Raw genomic sequence first — 17,351 nt, forward strand, 5'->3', positions numbered from 1 at the left:
ATTCTAGTTGCTCGAAAATTATCTAAAAAAATGTCGACAGGTTATCTAAAAAGACAAAAGCCCAAACTAAGCGAACAAGAGATTAGCCAATACCTCGCTCGAATACGAACTCCTCGCGAACTCAAACCATCCCTGAGGTATCTCAGACTGCTCCACCGAAATCATCTAATGAATATTCCTTTCGAGAATCTTGACATTTCTATGCGAAGGGAAATCATATTGGACATCAAACACCTGAATGAAAAGATTCTAATCAAAAGACGTGGGGGGTTCTGTTATGAGCTCAATGGTTTTTTCTATTGCTTGCTACAATCACTAGGGTTCGAGGTACATCTAATAGGAGCGCAAGTCTACGACCGGCAGGGCAACTTAGGCTCAGTGCTAGATCATGCCGCACTGCTAGTCTACTTAGATGACAATATCTACCTCTGTGACGTTGGGTTTGGCGATTCCTTTAGTTCTCCGAAGGTCATACACCCCGGAGAACTACAAATGGACTATACCCGCTACTTCAGGATAGATAAAAACGCTGATGAAGACTACACACTCTCTAAGTCTGAAGATTCGCTACAGTTTGATCCGCAATATGTGTTTAGCAAAAAAGCATATCAATTGGTAGAATTCATCGATATGTGCCATTATCATCAGACCAACCCAAAGTCGCATTTCACCAAACAAAACATCATCTCTCAGGCCAAACCAGATGGTCGAATCATACTAACAGATAAAAAATTGATCACACAACGACTAGGCGAAAAACAGGAGCAGGACATTCTAAATCACGATGAATTCTGCTCACTACTCCAGCAGCATTTTGGCATCACCTATGAGATGAACTTCTAGCGATTCAATGCCTGATAAAGCACCTCCACAGGGTGAAGTGCCACTTTGCCTGTACCATCTTTGATCTGATGACGACAGCTCGTCCCTGGCGCAGAGATGATCGTCTCCTCAGTAGCCGTGCGCACAGCGGGGAATAACACCAATTCACCGACCTTCATAGAGGTTTCATAATGTTCCTTTTCGTACCCGAACGATCCCGCCATTCCACAGCAACCTGACTGAATGACTTCTACCTCAAAGTTGGCAGGAATGGACAAAGTGTCTTTTAGTGTAATCACTGACGACAAGGCCTTCTGATGACAATGCCCATGTACTTTGAGCTGCTTACTCTCCGTGGTAAAATGCGAAGCATCAATATTTCCTCTCCTAAACTCACGTGACAAAAACTCCTCGATGGTCAAACAAGCGTCTGCTACTTCGGTCGCTTTTTGCTTCAACTCTACATCACAGAGATCTGGATACTCATCCCGTAATGTCAAAATCGTAGAAGGCTCTATCCCGACGAAAGGAGTCTCCGAAGAGATTTTACCATGAAGTATATTGACATTCTTGTTGGCTACTTTTTTTGCCTTTCGCACCATACCCTTGGAGATCAACGCACGCCCAGACTGGTCATGATCTAACTGCATAACATTAAAGCCCAGCTCGTCCAAGAGCTGTATCGCGGTGATTCCGATTTCTGCATCCAGATAGTTTGTAAACTCATCAAAGAATAGGTACAACTTCTTATCAGACTGCTGGCTCTTGAGTTTTGATCTATTCTTCTTAAACCAAGCACTCATAGTCCTCTTTGGCATGAGAGGCATAGACCTGTCCTCATGTACACCCATAAGGGCTTTCCCCAGTTTTCCAGTCAATGCGTTTTTAAAAACCGCATTGTATGCCCATGGCACCAAAGAGGCCATTTTCATACTGAGGTCGTATTCACCCATCATGCGTTTGGCTAGTGGCATCCCGTTAGCATCATAGTACTGCTGCTCAAATTCCGCCTTGAGTCTAGCCATGTCCACATTAGAAGGACACTCCGATTTACATCCCTTACATGACAGGCACAAATCCATCACCTCTTTGATCTGCACACTGTCAAACTTGTTGAGTTTATCAGAATGAGTGAGTACTTCTCGCAGCATATTGGCACGGGCACGAGTCGTATCTTTTTCGTTTCGGGTAGCCATGAAACTAGGACACATCGTGCCTCCACTCCCTTCAGATTTTCGACAATCACCTGAACCATTGCACAGCTCTGCTGCACGTAGGATTCCTTTGCTTTTGTCCCAGTTAAAATAAGTCTTGATCTCTGGGTCTGGCTGGTTCGGCTCATACCTTAGGAACTCGTCCATCTTTGCCGTGTCAGTTATCTTCCCAGGATTAAAAATCCCTTTTGGATCCCAAGATTTCTTGACCGCTCTGATCAATTGATAATTTTTTTCTCCTATCTGCTCCCGGATAAACTCCCCTCTAAGACGGCCGTCTCCATGCTCCCCACTGAGAGAGCCTCGATATTTTTTGACCAAACGAGAAATTTCTTCCGCCACTACCCTGAACATCCGGTGACCTTCTTCGGTCTTCATGTTGAGTACTGGACGCAGGTGCAGCTCCCCAGACCCAGCATGTGCATAGTGCACACAGTTCAGATTATACTGAGCCAAAGTCTCATTAAACTCACGAATATACTCTGGTAAGTCTTGCACGTCCACCGCCGTATCTTCGATCACAGGCTGAGCCTTAGCATCTCCAGGGATATTGGCTAAGAGACCAAGTCCTGCTTTTCTGAGATTCCAGACTTTGCCTATATCTCCGCCTTTCAAAATAGGATAATGATAACCGAGTCCATCCTTTTTGAGTTCAGCGATCATCGCTTCACACTTTTGGTCTAGCATCTCGTCATTTTCTGCAGCTAGCTCTACTACGAGTATCGCACCTGGATCACCTTGGACAAAAAAGCGATTCTTCTGCTGTTCTATATTTTCTTTGGTACACTGAAGGATGATGTCATCGATCAGCTCACTGGCGTGAGGCTCATATTTTAGTCCGACCAAGTTGGCCAATAGCGACTCATTGATGTCGTTGCAGTGGATACATACCAAGGCTTTGTTCTTGGGAGGCAAAGGCAGGGTATTGAGCTTCAGTTCTGTGATAAACATCAAAGTCCCCTCAGAACCCGCGATCAGTTTACAGAAGTTAAATGGCTCACCTGTACTTTCGAACGGTTGGTTAATAGCCAATAAATCCACTGCATAGCCTGTATTTCTTCTAGGAATACTCGGTTTGGGAAATTCCTTGGCGATCTCTTCGCGTACCTCCGCAGGCTCCAAAAGAGAATTAATCTCACGGTAGATTTGTCCTTCTAGAGAATCCTCCGCTGCTTTCGCTGTAAAACCTTCCTGACTCACCGCCCCAAAGGTCACCTCACTACCGTCTGACAAAAAGCCCGTTACTTCTAACAAATGTTCACGGGCACTACCGTAGACCACAGAGTTCGATCCACAGGAATTGTTACCAACCATGCCTCCGACCATCGCACGATTGGCGGTAGAGGTTTCTGGCCCGTAGAACATCCCAAAGGGCTTCAAGTGACGGTTGAGGTCGTCGCGGATTACACCTGGATGAAGTCTCACCCAGTTTCCTTCTGGATTGACTTCCAGCACTTGATTAAAATGCTTAGACACATCCACTACGATACCATTTCCGACCACCTGTCCTGCCAGAGAAGTACCAGCCGTACGAGGAATCAGCGAGGTGTTGTGTTCATTGGCAAACTGAATCAGGAGACGAATATCCTCCTTGTCGATAGGCATAGCTACTGCGAGAGGAAGCTCACGATACGCCGACGCATCCGTAGCATACAGCGTACGCAACGTCTCATCTACAAACAAATCCCCTTTTAGCGTATTCGCCAATTTCCCCAGTGCATTTTTCATGGTCGCAAAAATATGATATTAGCCGGAATCTATACATGCAAAACAGTCAAAATAATGCATAAAACTTGCAGCATTTCATACCCATGAAGTAATCACAAAATTCATGTCATTCAGAGGGTATTTCAACCCCGTTTGTATTTGAATACACTTTCAACCTGTAGGCTTTTGTACCTGTCCACTAGGGATATGTGTGCTTTTGGGTTAATTTCGAAGTAAGAAACCTTGAAACCTAGCTAAACCATTATGGCGAGATTATGTACTTGCATGATGCTCTTGTACCTGTCGATGACCTCATTGACTAGCAGAGGATATTCTGATTTAGATTCCCTGCGAAGCATTCTTACTAACTATGAATCTGAAAGTGGGGCGTATAGTATCATACTCCTCCAAATAGGAAAACAGTTAACCGAGTCGAAACCTGATTCAGCACTGATTGTTTCAGATCAAATCATGAAAACGCTCGACTTGCATCCAAACGATTCCTTAAAGGCATGGGTCTATAACCTACGGTCGATAGCCTACAGCTACAAAGCACAATATGATAGCTCAGTAGCCTACTCCATCAGAGCACTAGATTTGGCACGATCCAATAAGGATACAATCTGTATTATGGATGGGTATAACAATCTGGGGATTGATTTCATGTATCAGGAGGATTATGTCACCTCAAGAACCTACTACATGCAACTGGAATCTCTAGCCAAGAGCTATAGAGATACCCTCCGCTGGGCGCATGCACTCAATAATCTCGGGATGCTCGATGGATATGAAAACAAAACCGATGAGGAACTTGATCGCTATGATCAAGCGGCTGGTTTATTTAAGCATATAGGTGAAAAAGAAGGTTATGCCAACACGCTGCTCAATACCAGTACGGTCTATTCGATGCTAGGTAAGTATGAACTAGCTGAGACAAATTACCGGCAGGCTCTGGGGATTTTTAAGGAGATCGGTTATACCTCTGGTGTGATACACGCCTACTTGAACCTTGCGGAGAACTATCATCTGGAGGGGCAAAATGAAAAAAGTTTGGCGATCTCTCGACGTGCACTTGCACTCGTGATGGATCATCATTTTGAACAGGACGAAATCTACCTCTATGAGCTGATGAAGAAGGTGTACGAATCCAAACAAGACTATCGACAAGCCTACCAATATCAGAAGCAGCAATATGAACTGCAACAAAAGATATTCAATACCGAAAAGTCGCTTCAGATCAATGATCTTCAAGCCAAGTATGAAACCTCTCTCAAGGAGTCTAAAATAGAAAAGCTCACATTAGAAAACGAATTGAAACTGGCGAGTCTAACACAGGCACGCTGGCAAATCGCTGTTTTGATTGGTGGGGTACTGATGGTTCTTCTGATTGGGGGATTATTGTTTTGGATCAAAGCAAAAAAAGCACAGTCAGATAAGCTCGAGCAGAAGTTAAGAATGGAAGAGTTGCAGCGTAGATATGTAGAACTCCTCAGTGGCCCAGCCAAAATTGATTTGGATATTGCCCTAGACATGTTCAATGCCAAGCTGGTCAATCCACTAACCGATCGTGAGTACGAAGTGCTGCAAAGTAGTATGACAGGTAAGACCAATCAAGAGGTCGCGGATGCGCTATTCGTCACACTGAGCACCGTCAAGTTTCATCTCAAGAACGTCTATCAAAAACTAGGCGTGTCCAATCGCAAAGAAGCACTCAAATATGTGGTTAAATTGAAATAGCTCTTTAAGAGCCGTATGGGGTGTTTTATAAAAAACTATCCCATGGGATAGGTACAGAACTATCCCTATGGTGTAGGCTGATCCTGTTAGGAAGTGAAGAATTTCACGGTATTGAAACTTAAATCTTATACCATGAAAAATTCACTTAACCTTATCCATTTATGGTGTCTGATGATGATTAGCCTCATGGCAATCGATCAGTCTCAGGCACAGTCGATTTCTTATAATTCATCGTTTGACCTTTCGAATGGAGCGACTTATAATGACAATTTTTCGGTCATCGGACAGATGATTCAGCCAAATAATATGACCATGAGTGCCGATGGTACCAAGCTGTATGTTGTAGAGTACGGCACGTCTATATTTCAGTATTCATTGGAAACCCCTTACGAAATCTCTGGTGGCGGGTCATACGATGAGGCTGAAGTAGACCTATCAGATGAGTTGGCTCTTCAAGCTGGTATAGCCTTTAATGCCACTGGTGAAAAGATGTTTGTCTTGGACAATCTCGGTGTTATTTACCAGTATTCTGTGAGTACAGCATTTGACTTGTCCTCAACAGTCGAGTATGACGAAGTATCTTATGATACTGGGCTTTCAGCACTTACTGATTTAACATTCAAACCAGATGGTATGATCATGTACGTAACGACCTCAGGCTCCCCTTATGCCTCTCATCAGTATTCTCTAGCCAACCCTTTCGATATAAGTACAAACGTCATATCAGATGGTCCAGGAACTCCCTATGGCTGGGCCTATCAAAGCATGGGAATAGCATTTAATACTGATGGCACCAAATTGTATTCGGTCACTCCCAATCAGGACGTGGTATGTGAATATATCATGAACACCCCTTATGACATCACCGATGGTTTTACGAAGACGAATTTTGAAGTAGATATATCTGGAGAGGAGCTCACTTCAAGAGGGGTTTTGTTCAACAAGCAAGGGACTGCACTGATGGTACTAGGCAATAACGGCAAAGATATTTCTCAGTATGACCTCAATCCGGGCATCTTTAACGAAAATGGAGATAACAAAGGTGGTATTGAAAACTCCGCTAAAATTCATATCAGTGGAGATACATTCACCCATGCTGGTGGTACATTGATATACAAAACTGATTATGGAGTGTCAGGCATACCCAAAGGCTTGACACCAGTATTGACTGTAGCAGCGGATGGTTTATCAGCCGAACTGACCTTAACGGGAACTAGCATATCACACCAAGACGCTGATGATGTGTCCAGTTTGCTCTTCACATTTGCCAATTCTGCTTTTACTGGTGGAGATGCTTCGGCAGTAGAGAATGCTATATCTGCCAGTAGTGGTATATCAATTGATTTTAAACAAAACAGGCCAGTGGTTGCATATGGTGATGGCTTCAACCTTGATGCGGCTGTCCCCCAACTACTTGGGTCTTACAGCATCTCTTCTGAAGAGCCCGATGCACGTGGCGTGACATTTAGCACCAATGGACTAAAAATGTACATTACGGGTGATGCAGCTGATAAAGTAAATCAATATTCATTAGCCAAACCATTCGCCCCCAGAGCTGGATATAGTTTGGATATTGCCATGGATGTTTCTAGTCAGGTCAATGCGCCCCATGATATTACTTTTAGCCCCGATGGAACTAGAATGTTCGTTATAGACCATGGAGGAGCTGTAAATCAATACAGCGTCAATTCGCCATGGGATTTGACGGGAACTGTTTCGCATACCGTCACTCATTTAGTGGCTTCACAGGAGGGGGCAGCCACAGGTGTGACTTTTAGCCCCGATGGCACCAAGATGTTTATAGTGGGGACTAGTGGAGATGAAGTCAATCAGTACTCATTGTCCAACGCATTTGATCTTACGACTGGTGTGACATTTGACGAGAGTCCATTCAGTGTATTGTCCGAAGATTACAACCCTATGGATATAGCATTCAACGGTACAGGTACTGAAATGTATATCTTAGGCGGAGCAGGTAGAGATATCAATATTTATTCATTAGAGAGGCCATTTGACATTACAGAAGGTGTAACTTTTGTCACTAATACTTTTTATATGGGAGCGGTTGACGCCTTTCCAAATGGATTCTGTTTCAATGCGACGGGTAGTTCCTTGTTTACCGTGGGATATTACGACGAGGTGGTAAATCACTTTCAGATTTCGAACCCTCAAATACTTATAGAAGCGGTAGCAGGTGATGGATCAAGCGATGGTAGTCTGATTGGTTCATTTTCAATCAAAATATCAGACGATCAATTCAGTTATGCAGGAGGAAGCCTTACCCACGGTGCTGACTATACCATTGATAATCTCCCCGCTGGACTAACTCCTTCCTTTTCTGTGGCTGCTGATGGTCAGTCTGGTATTGTTACTTTTTCGGGTAAAGCTACGAATCACCAAAACATCAACGACCTGGAGGCGCTTGTTTTTACTTTCGCTGATCAAGCTTTCGAACTAGATGATGCATCTATTGTAACCAATGCTATCAGTGCCAATAGTGGCATTGGGGTTGATTTTATCGATGATGGAGGCTCACTCACATATGGATCTATTTTTGACCTAACAGGAGGTGCTACTATTCAGACATCACACTACATAGGTGATGAGGAGAATTATGCCAATGACCTGGTGTTCAGCCATGATGGATTAAAGTTATTTGTGATTGGTAGCGAGGGAGACTTAATCAACCAATATGGGTTAGTGTCGGCGTATGACCTCAGAGCTGGTTTAACACACGAAGGATCAATAACCAGTGGGGATTCTTACCCACGAACTATGACTTTCAATGACGATGGGTCAAAGTTATTTGTATTAGGCACAGGTTCTCGACAGGTACATCAGTTTGGCCTTTCGGTCAATTTTGACATTACCTCTACTGTCACGCCCGAAGGGTCATTTAATGCCACTGCTCAAGAAATCAACCCATACAGCATGAAATTTAGTGATGATGGCATGACGATGTATATAGGAGGGGTCACTAGCATGAAAATCCACAAATATCAATTGACAAGTGCTTACGACATTACCTCCACGACAACATTTGTTCACTCGACTGTGGAATTGGGCAACATATATGATTTTGATCTTAGTGCAGATGGAAAAAATCTTGTGGTATTGACTGGAGACAATCAACTAGAGACTTACTTTTTGAGCAGTGCTTTTGATTTGACTTCAACCATGATAAAGGGAGAAAATATTTTCAGTACTGAACCTATACATAGCCAGGCACAAGGCATGGTGTTTTCACCTGCAGGCAACAGATTGTTTATGACGGGGTGGGGTGATCAAGTGACACAATATGAACTGGTCAGTGCTGGTTTTGTAGAAAGTAACTCTAACAATGGGTCGATATTGACTACCGTTCAGGGTTTTTTATTGAAAGGAGAAACTTTTACCAATCAGGGAAGCACACTTGCTCACGGTAGTGACTACACGATTGCTAACCTACCAGCCGGTCTGACACCTGTATTAGAGGTAGCTAACAGTGGGACGAGTGCAACACTTTCATTTACGGGTAATGCCACCAATAATTCAGACTCAGATGACATCAGTAGCTTGATATTTACTTTTAATAATTCGGCATTTTCGGGTGGTGATGCCTCAGCTATACTAAATACTACATCTGCTAATTCAGGTATCGACATAGATTTCAGAGACGGTACAGCATCTATTACTTATGAAAACGAAACCTTCACCAGCTTTAACGAATCCTATGCGGACGACGGTTCGGTGCTCGGAGAGTTCACAGTGACTGTTACTGATGATTCTTTCAACAATGCTGGAGAAACACTTAGCTATGGCGATGACTATACAATCAGCCCTATACCCGCTGGATTGACGCCAGTGCTCACCGTAGCAGCAGATGGTTGGTCTGCTCTTTTAACTTTTGCAGGGAAAGCAACCGATAACGAAAAAACAGATAATGTGTCCGATTTGGTATTCACGTTTAGCAACAGTGCCTTCGGTAATGGTGACGCAAGTAATGTAACAAATGCCGCAAGCGCCAGTAGTGGGTGTGGTATCACCTTCAGAGAAATCGAAGGAGTAATTTATGCAGACAATGGTTTTCAGGTAACTAATATGGCAGTGAACGAAACGACTTTTGACGTGTCAGAACAAGCCTCCAATCCATCAGGCTTAGCATTTAACCCAGATGGCACCAAGTTGTTTATGTTAGCCTCTACTAATGCAACGGTCAATCAATATACGCTGACTACACCTTATGAAATCGCCGAAGGTGCCGTATTGGATGGTGCGCCTTTGGACATATCTGAATATGAAACTGGAGCCTTTGATATCGCCTTTAGTACCGATGGACATACGATGTTCATCATCGGCTATGCCAGTGACAAAATCCATCAGTTTGATCTCTCTACAGCATTTGACATCAACAGTACCGTGACGCATGAGGGAGAATATGCTGTCACACAAGGTGTTGGGCTCACCTTCAGTGTAGACGGGACTCAGATGTACACGACCTCTTTGTCGAGCTCCACACTGAAACAATATGCTTTGGAAACACCGTTTGACATCACAGGCACGGTAACGCTAACGGGAACAGTCTCTGCTGGTAATTATTCCCCTAGGTTTTCCCCCAGTGGGGAGGAGTTATTTATTATCAATAGTAACTCAGATGTGATTTATCAGTTCAATCTTTCCCAAGGGTTTGATATAACCACAGCCGAAAGTACGAGTGAGAGTATCTATGTCCGACCGGATGACTCTGCCCCACTAGGTTTTGTCATTAGCAGTGATGGTACGAAATTTTTGGTATCTGGAGGGGTAGGTGATGTAATTCTCCAGTATGAAAGCATGCACAAGGCAGTATTTAGTGAATTAGCGGCCAATAATGGGGAAGTTTCTGGGTCGTTTGAGATTCAAATCAATGGCGAAGCATTTGCCAAGGCTGGTGATGTCTTAGAAGCTGGTACAGACTATACACTGAGCGGACTGCCTGCAGGACTATCAGAAGCATTGAATGTTGCAGCCGATGGATTGTCGATTACATTGACTGTGACTGGCAATGCTGAAGCACATCAGGATGCTGATGATCTTACAGCCGAAATCAGCTTGTCGCTGCTAGATGGGTCTTTTGACTCGGGTGATGCAGCTAGTATCCAAAATTCAACACTTGCGTTTCTACTGGATTTTGATTTTCTGGACAATGCTACCATTAACTATAATGCCCGGATTTTTTCAGAAACCTATCAAAATGAAGGAGAACTAACGGGGGCAATGGGTCTTCATATAATGAATGACACATTTACCAATGCAGGAGGTACACTTACTGAAGGGGAAGATTATACGATCGCAGATATTCCTGATGGATTAATACCAAACCTTTCAGTGGCAGCCAATGGCTTGAATGCAACACTCACATTCAGCGGTACAGCTACTCATCATCAGGATACAGATGATATGGATGACCTTATCTTTACATTCGAAAATTCTGCCTTTACTACCTATGACGCAGATGTAGTTTTCAATTCGACAGCACACGGTTCAGGAGGAAAAATTGACTTTGATGAAAATGATCGCAGGATCATGTATGGCAACAAACTTGACTTTACTGAGCAGTTTAACTGGAACCAGGTAGCCAAATTCAGTGTCGCTAACGAGAATGCAGGATCTAGCTTTGCCGTCAGTCAGGATGGCATGAAGATATTTGTTTCCAGCTGGGAAGAAAATGCCATTTATCAGTATGATCTCACCACGCCTTTTGACCTATCAGATGGAGCAGCATATGCTTCTGTATCCTTTGATGTTTCTAATGAAGGGGTATCGCCTGGGGATGTTGATTTTAGTCACGATGGAGTCAAAATGTATGTACAGATCAGCTCCGACGACATACTTCAATATCACTTGACTACACCTTTTGACCTGTCTGGTGGTGTGAGTTACGAGGGGTCATACGATATGGGCAACGATGTTCAGCCAAGTGGTATCACCTTTAGCCGTGATGGCAAAAAAATGTACATGATCGGGTCGCATACGGATAAAATATATGAGTACACGTTAGAAACACCTTTTGACCTGACAGGTACTGTAGACTATGATGACGTTTCGTACAGTGTCCCTGGATACAATTATGCCGGGATTTTGCTTTCGGACAATGGCAGAGAGATTTATCTGATCAACACTTCGTATCCAGGACAAACGTCGATTCGGCAATATCAAATGAATATCGCAAATGACCTGAGCAGCGGCGTGACGAGCATCGGTGGTAAAAGTCTGTTTGAATTGACCAACCATGCCGGAGATGCGCGCATCAGTCCAAACGGAAAATTCCTTTGGGTACTGGCCAATAACCAAGAAATCTTGCAGTTGGCATTGCCAGTCGATGGATTTATGGAAGTGGACAAAAATGATGGAGATGTGGCTGGCTCTCTATTTATAGAGATCGATGATGAGCGATTCACTTCAGCAGGAAGTATTTTGACGTATGGTTCTGACTATACGATCGACAACCTTCCGACAGGTTTAACAGCTACATTGGATGTAGCTGAAGATGGGTTATCTGCTACTTTGACACTGACAGATAAAAGTGAACATCATCAGGATATACATGATGTGGATGACCTTCAATTTACCTTCAATAATTCGGCATTTGTCGGTAATGACGCTTCCGTAGTAGCTAATGCTGTAGCAGGCTCTAGCGGTCGGTCAGTTGATTTTAGAGACAACCATCCTATGCTTTTTTATGGCAATGGCTTGAATATGGAATACGCCACGAATGCGGGTAACCCACTAGATGTGTATAGTGAAGAAACCTACCCTGCTGGAATTGTATTTAGCCATGACGGAACAAAAATGTTCACCGCAGGTGGAGATAACTCAGCTATTCATCAGTACAGCCTGTCCATTCCTTATCAAATTACCTCTGGGGTTAGTTTTAATGGGTCGTTTGATGTGAGCATGGAAGATGAACACCCAGAAGACATCGTTTTTTCTGAAGATGGTTCAAAAATGTACGTACTGGGTGATGACAGCTATGTCATCTATGAGTATAACCTAAGCACTCCTTTCGAGATCACAACAGGAGCCACTTATAGTGGCAACTCTTTGGGTGTAAACACTTACAGCAGTGGATCAGCGATGACAATGAGTCCTGATGGCACGAAAATGTACCTAATGGGAGATGGTATACATCAGTTTGGTCTTTCTACACCATTTGACCTTACCAATGCCACCTTCGAGGCGACTTATGAACCTGAGCTAGAGGGGCTCTCAGGTGGAGTAATTTCTCCTGATGGGCGTTATTTTCTTATGCTGTCGAGTGGATATGCGGTAAGCTATATTCTCAATACACCATTCGATATATCAAATGGTATTGCGATCAATGGTACACCTTTAGAGATAGATGGTGAAATTGACTATGCCCATAGTATTGCGATTCAACCCGATGGCAGTCGCGTTTTTATAATTGATATTAATGAAGGTACTGGGGCTAGCATTCATCAGTTTGAAATGGATTTTGGAGGATTCACCGAAACGGGTGTAAATAACGGAGCTGTCGAAGGTGAACTTAGTATATCTCTGACCGACGACACTTTTACCAACCCTGGTGGGGTGTTGACTGCCTACAGTATTACGAATTTACCTACAGGGCTGACGTCTTTAATGTCTGTCTCTTCGGATGGTTATACAGCTACTGTGACATTGACTGGCAGTGCGGTTGATCACAAAGATACCGACGATCTCAGCAACTTGATTTTTAACTTTACCGATGCAGCTTTTACTAACTATGAGGCATCTGAAGTCGCAAATGCGACGAATCATAGCATCAATGCAGGAATCGATTTTCTAGCCAATTCAGATGACGAAATATTGTCGTTTACTCTTTCAGAGCAAACAGGCGCAGCGACCATTGACAATGGTGAGGGCAGCACAGTGTCCATAGAGGTGGTCGCAGGTACAGATATATCTGCTTTGACTCCTACGGTCACCGTGTCGGACGGTGCGACGGTTTCTCCAGAGAGTGGCATTGAACAAGACTTTACTTCTCCAGTAGTCTATACCGTCACAGCAGAGGACGCGACTTCTAATGCTATAACTGTAAGCGTAACGGAGGCTCTGGCCAGCCCTACCGACATATCGATCTCTGAGTCTACTATTGACGAAAATAATGCCGTCAGTGATTTGGTTGGCACTTTATCTACAGTAGATGCAAGTTTCGCAGATAGTCACACCTACACACTGGCTAGTGGTACAGGAGACGCAGACAATGCTTCTTTCACCATTGACGGCAATGAGCTGCAAGCCAATACCATATTTGATCACGAAACGAAAAGTGCCTATTCGATCAGAGTGCAAACCGATGATGGAAACGGTGGGCTATACGTCGAACAGTTCATCATCAACATCAACGATGTGAATGAAACACCCACTGATCTGGAGTTGTCTAGCTTGGAGATTAATGAAAGCAACCCAGTAGGTACTGTGATTGGCTCCTTCAGTACGACCGACGAAGACGAAGGGCAAACCCATACCTACACCTTGGTCTCAGGTACAGGCGATGAAGGCAATGCCTCATTTGCAATCTCCGGAGATCAATTAGTGACTACCGAGGTTTTAGATTATGAATCACAAACCAGCTATTCAATTCTCGTACAGACAAATGACGGTAATGGTGGGATTTATGAAGAATCATTTACGATTTCTGTCAATGACCTAGCTGCATCTATCACCTCTATCGATTTGGATAATACTACTGTCGTAGAAAATGCTGACGCAGGCACGCTAGTAGGTGCTTTATCAACGGCTGGAGAAGATTTGTCCGGGAGTTTCACGTATGAACTGGTGACGGGTACAGGTAGCGATGACAACAGTTCTTTTGAAGTCATTGATGACGAAATCTTCACGACCGAAAGTTTCAACTACGAGGTAAAAAGCTCCTATGCTATTCGAGTCAGTACTGATGATGGCAATGGGTACTCTTTAGAAAGAACCTTTACCATCTCGATAGATGATGAGGCAGAATCCACGGATACAAATATCCTGACTTTTGTATTGCTAGAACAAACGGGTACTGCTGTCGTCGATAATGAGACCAATACCATATCTCTAGAAGTTGCCTATGGTACTGATATGACGAGTTTGATACCCACGATCACAGTATCAGCAGGGGCGGATATTTCTCCTCTCGGTGCACAGGATTTTAGCACTCCAGTGACCTACACAGTCACTGCAGAGGAGCCAACATTTACAGAGGAATGGGTTGTGACCCTGTCGGAGGCTCCTAACAGTGCGTCGGACATAGTGAGCTTCGTTCTAGACGAGCAATCAGATGCCGCAACTATCAATGCGGGCAATCATTCCATCAGTATAGAAGTAGAGCCAGACACTGAGATATCCAACCTTACACCAACGATTACCCTATCAGACGGTGCTATGATCACACCAGATGGCGCACAGGATTTCACAAACTCTTTTACCTATACTGTAACTGCTGAGAATGGTGTCACGACACAGGATTGGGTGGTGACCGTTAGTATTGCGAACACGCCTCCTGCTCTGGTGGATGTAATCGCTGATCATACGGATATCAATGGGTTTGACCTCTCCACCAGAGATTTGTCAGGCGCTTTCACAGATGTGGATGGTGATAATATCATACTAACAGTATCTAGCAGTGACGAAATGATCGTTACAACTGCTATTGATGAAGATGGTATTTTAACCGTGTCCGAAGTAGGCTTAGGCACGGCGGTGATTACTGTCACAGCTGATGATGGCAATGGTGGAACGACCGATGCTACGTTCAACTTCACGGTGAATTTTGTAGCCCAAGCAGCACCAACCGCAATCATGCTGGATAATATGTCCATAGATGAAAATCTCCCCGTCGGTACGATCATCGCGCTAATGAGTAGAACAGATGTGAACTTGTACGATGAACCAACCTACAGCTTGGTAGCAGGTGATGGAGATACAGACAATGCCTCATTCTCCGTCAATGGTCTTCATTTGAGGTCTAACGAAGTATTTGATTTCGAAACCAAAACCAGTTATTCGATTCGTCTACAGGTAGACGATAATAATGGGGGAACGTATCAGCAAGTTTTTACGATCACGATCAATGATCTAGAAGACAATGCAGCGCCTACTCTCACCAATGCATTAGCAGACCTAACACAGGCTGCAGGTTTTGCAACGATAGATATTGACCTAAATGACGTCTTCACAGATGTGGATGGAGATCTTTTGAATTATAGCGTCAGTAGCAGCGATACGGAAGTGGTAACGGTAGCAGTATCCAACAACAATGTACTGCAAATCACTGAAGGAAACGTCGGGATATCTACTATCACGGTGACAGTGGAGGATAGCGATGGCGAATCAGTGAGTGATACATTTATCATCACAGTAGAAAAAACAGATCAAACGATCTCTTTCGACGCACTGGCCGACAAAGTCTTCGGAGATGCTGATTTTGATCTAAACGCTTCGGCCAGTTCTAGCTTAGATGTTACCTTCAGCGTAGTAAGTGGGCCAGCGACTATCGCAGGAAACACCGTGACCATCACGGGAGCAGGTAAAATAGTCATCGCAGCAAATCAGTCGGGAGATGAAACTTTCAACGCAGCGAGTCAAGTCACACAAACATTCACCGTTGAGAAAGCTGATCAGGTAATCACCATAGAAGCAATCGAAAATCAAACCACCGGTGGAGAACCCCTAGAGATAGTAGCAAGTACTACCTCTGGGCTCAGCTTGACCTACCAAGTATCTGGCTCTGCAACACTTTCAGGCACTACAGTTACCCTGACTGGAACTGCTGGACTGGTGACAGTCACGGTCAGTCAAGCTGGAGATGACAATTACAACGCTGCTAGTGAGCAAGTGACTTTTAACGTCACCGATCCTGACAAAACAGATCAAACGATCTCTTTCGGCGCACTGGCCGACAAAGTCTTCGGGGATGCTGATTTTGATCTAAACGCTACGGCCAGTTCTAGCTTAGATGTTACCTTCAGCGTAGTAAGTGGGCCAGCGACTATCGCAGGCAGTACCGTGACCATCACGGGAGCAGGTGAAATAGTCATCGCAGCAGATCAGTCGGGAGATGAAACTTTCAACGCAGCGAGTCAAGTCACACAAACATTCACCGTTGAGAAAGCTGATCAGGTCATCACCATAGAAGCAATCGAAAATCAAACCACCGATGGAGAACCCGTAGAGATAGTAGCAAGTACTACATCAGGTTTGACCCTAAGCTATGCTGTCAGTGGTCCAGCAACCATCAACGATGCTTCGATTACTTTGGATGGAATAGCAGGAACTGTGACTGTCACGGTTAGTCAAGCAGGAGATGACAACTACCACTCCGCAGAGTCAGTTATTAGCTTTGACGTGACTGAAGAATCTACCGTGACAGCTGTTGCCCCTGAGGTCAAGATTCAGTACTACCCTAACCCCGCTACGGATTGGGTCAGTGTAAGCGGAATACAATCAAATGAAGCCCAGATTCAAGTTTTCAACCTTCGAGGAACACACATCATGACTGAAATAATCATGGAAGATCAGCGGCTATCAGTACATAGCCTCCAATCGGGTGTCTACCTCATGAAAATCACAAACCAAGATATAACTACAACAACTAGATTAGTGATACGAAGATAGCCTAGGTATAAGGTTTCAAAACTATCTTCAGGGAGCGGTGAGAGCCGCTCCTTATTTATCCCCTCTTAGAATTGGTGTAAAAAATCAATACTCGAAAAAATATCATCCCAAAACCATCACTTTGTCATGATTATAAAGACATATGGCAGGATGATAAAATCAGACAAGCGTTATTTAGCAAGTACATAATAATTAATTTTTCTCAAATGCTGCTGGCTCCAGAATTCCCGTTCTGGAGCTTTTTTTATC

The 17,351-nt window shown here is 44.0% G+C and carries 4 protein-coding genes; 3 read left to right on the plus strand and 1 reads right to left on the minus strand.

Annotation, left to right across the window (positions count from 1 at the left end):
* The first annotated feature begins 30 nt into the window (after positions 1 to 30).
* Positions 31 to 843, plus strand: coding sequence for an arylamine N-acetyltransferase (locus tag BGP76_RS13070; RefSeq protein WP_119845035.1), 813 nt, complete (start codon positions 31 to 33; stop codon positions 841 to 843).
* Here the strand turns inward: BGP76_RS13070 and BGP76_RS13075 are convergent.
* On the minus strand, positions 840 to 3,764 hold the full coding sequence (locus BGP76_RS13075) for an FAD-binding and (Fe-S)-binding domain-containing protein (protein WP_119845036.1): 2,925 nt from the start codon (positions 3,762 to 3,764) through the stop codon (positions 840 to 842). The two genes, BGP76_RS13070 and BGP76_RS13075, sit on opposite strands and share 4 nt — an antisense overlap.
* Positions 3,765 to 4,214: 450 nt before the next feature.
* Between BGP76_RS13075 and BGP76_RS13080 the strand changes: the two genes are divergently transcribed.
* Both BGP76_RS13080 and BGP76_RS13085 read left to right on the plus strand, forming a co-directional pair.
* Positions 4,215 to 5,480 (plus strand): LuxR family transcriptional regulator, encoded by a 1,266-nt coding sequence (locus BGP76_RS13080; protein ID WP_158584274.1) that lies wholly within the window; start codon positions 4,215 to 4,217, stop codon positions 5,478 to 5,480.
* Between the two features lie 132 nt (positions 5,481 to 5,612).
* Complete coding sequence (locus BGP76_RS13085) at positions 5,613 to 17,102, plus strand: cadherin domain-containing protein (RefSeq protein WP_147407470.1); 11,490 nt, start codon at positions 5,613 to 5,615, stop codon at positions 17,100 to 17,102.
* Positions 17,103 to 17,351: the final 249 nt, after the last annotated feature.

This window comes from Reichenbachiella sp. MSK19-1, assembly GCF_003590315.1.
In the GTDB taxonomy this organism is placed as follows: Bacteria; Bacteroidota; Bacteroidia; order Cytophagales; family Cyclobacteriaceae; genus Reichenbachiella; species Reichenbachiella agariperforans.

Bases quoted from the DNA above. Each gene is read 5' to 3' on its own strand.
- BGP76_RS13070 (WP_119845035.1), top strand. From the start codon at position 31: ATGTCGACAGGTTATCTAAAAAGACAAAAGCCCAAACTAAGCGAACAA.
- BGP76_RS13075 (WP_119845036.1), bottom strand. From the start codon at position 3,764: ATGAAAAATGCACTGGGGAAATTGGCGAATACGCTAAAAGGGGATTTG.
- BGP76_RS13080 (WP_158584274.1), top strand. From the start codon at position 4,215: ATGAAAACGCTCGACTTGCATCCAAACGATTCCTTAAAGGCATGGGTC.
- BGP76_RS13085 (WP_147407470.1), top strand. From the start codon at position 5,613: ATGAAAAATTCACTTAACCTTATCCATTTATGGTGTCTGATGATGATT.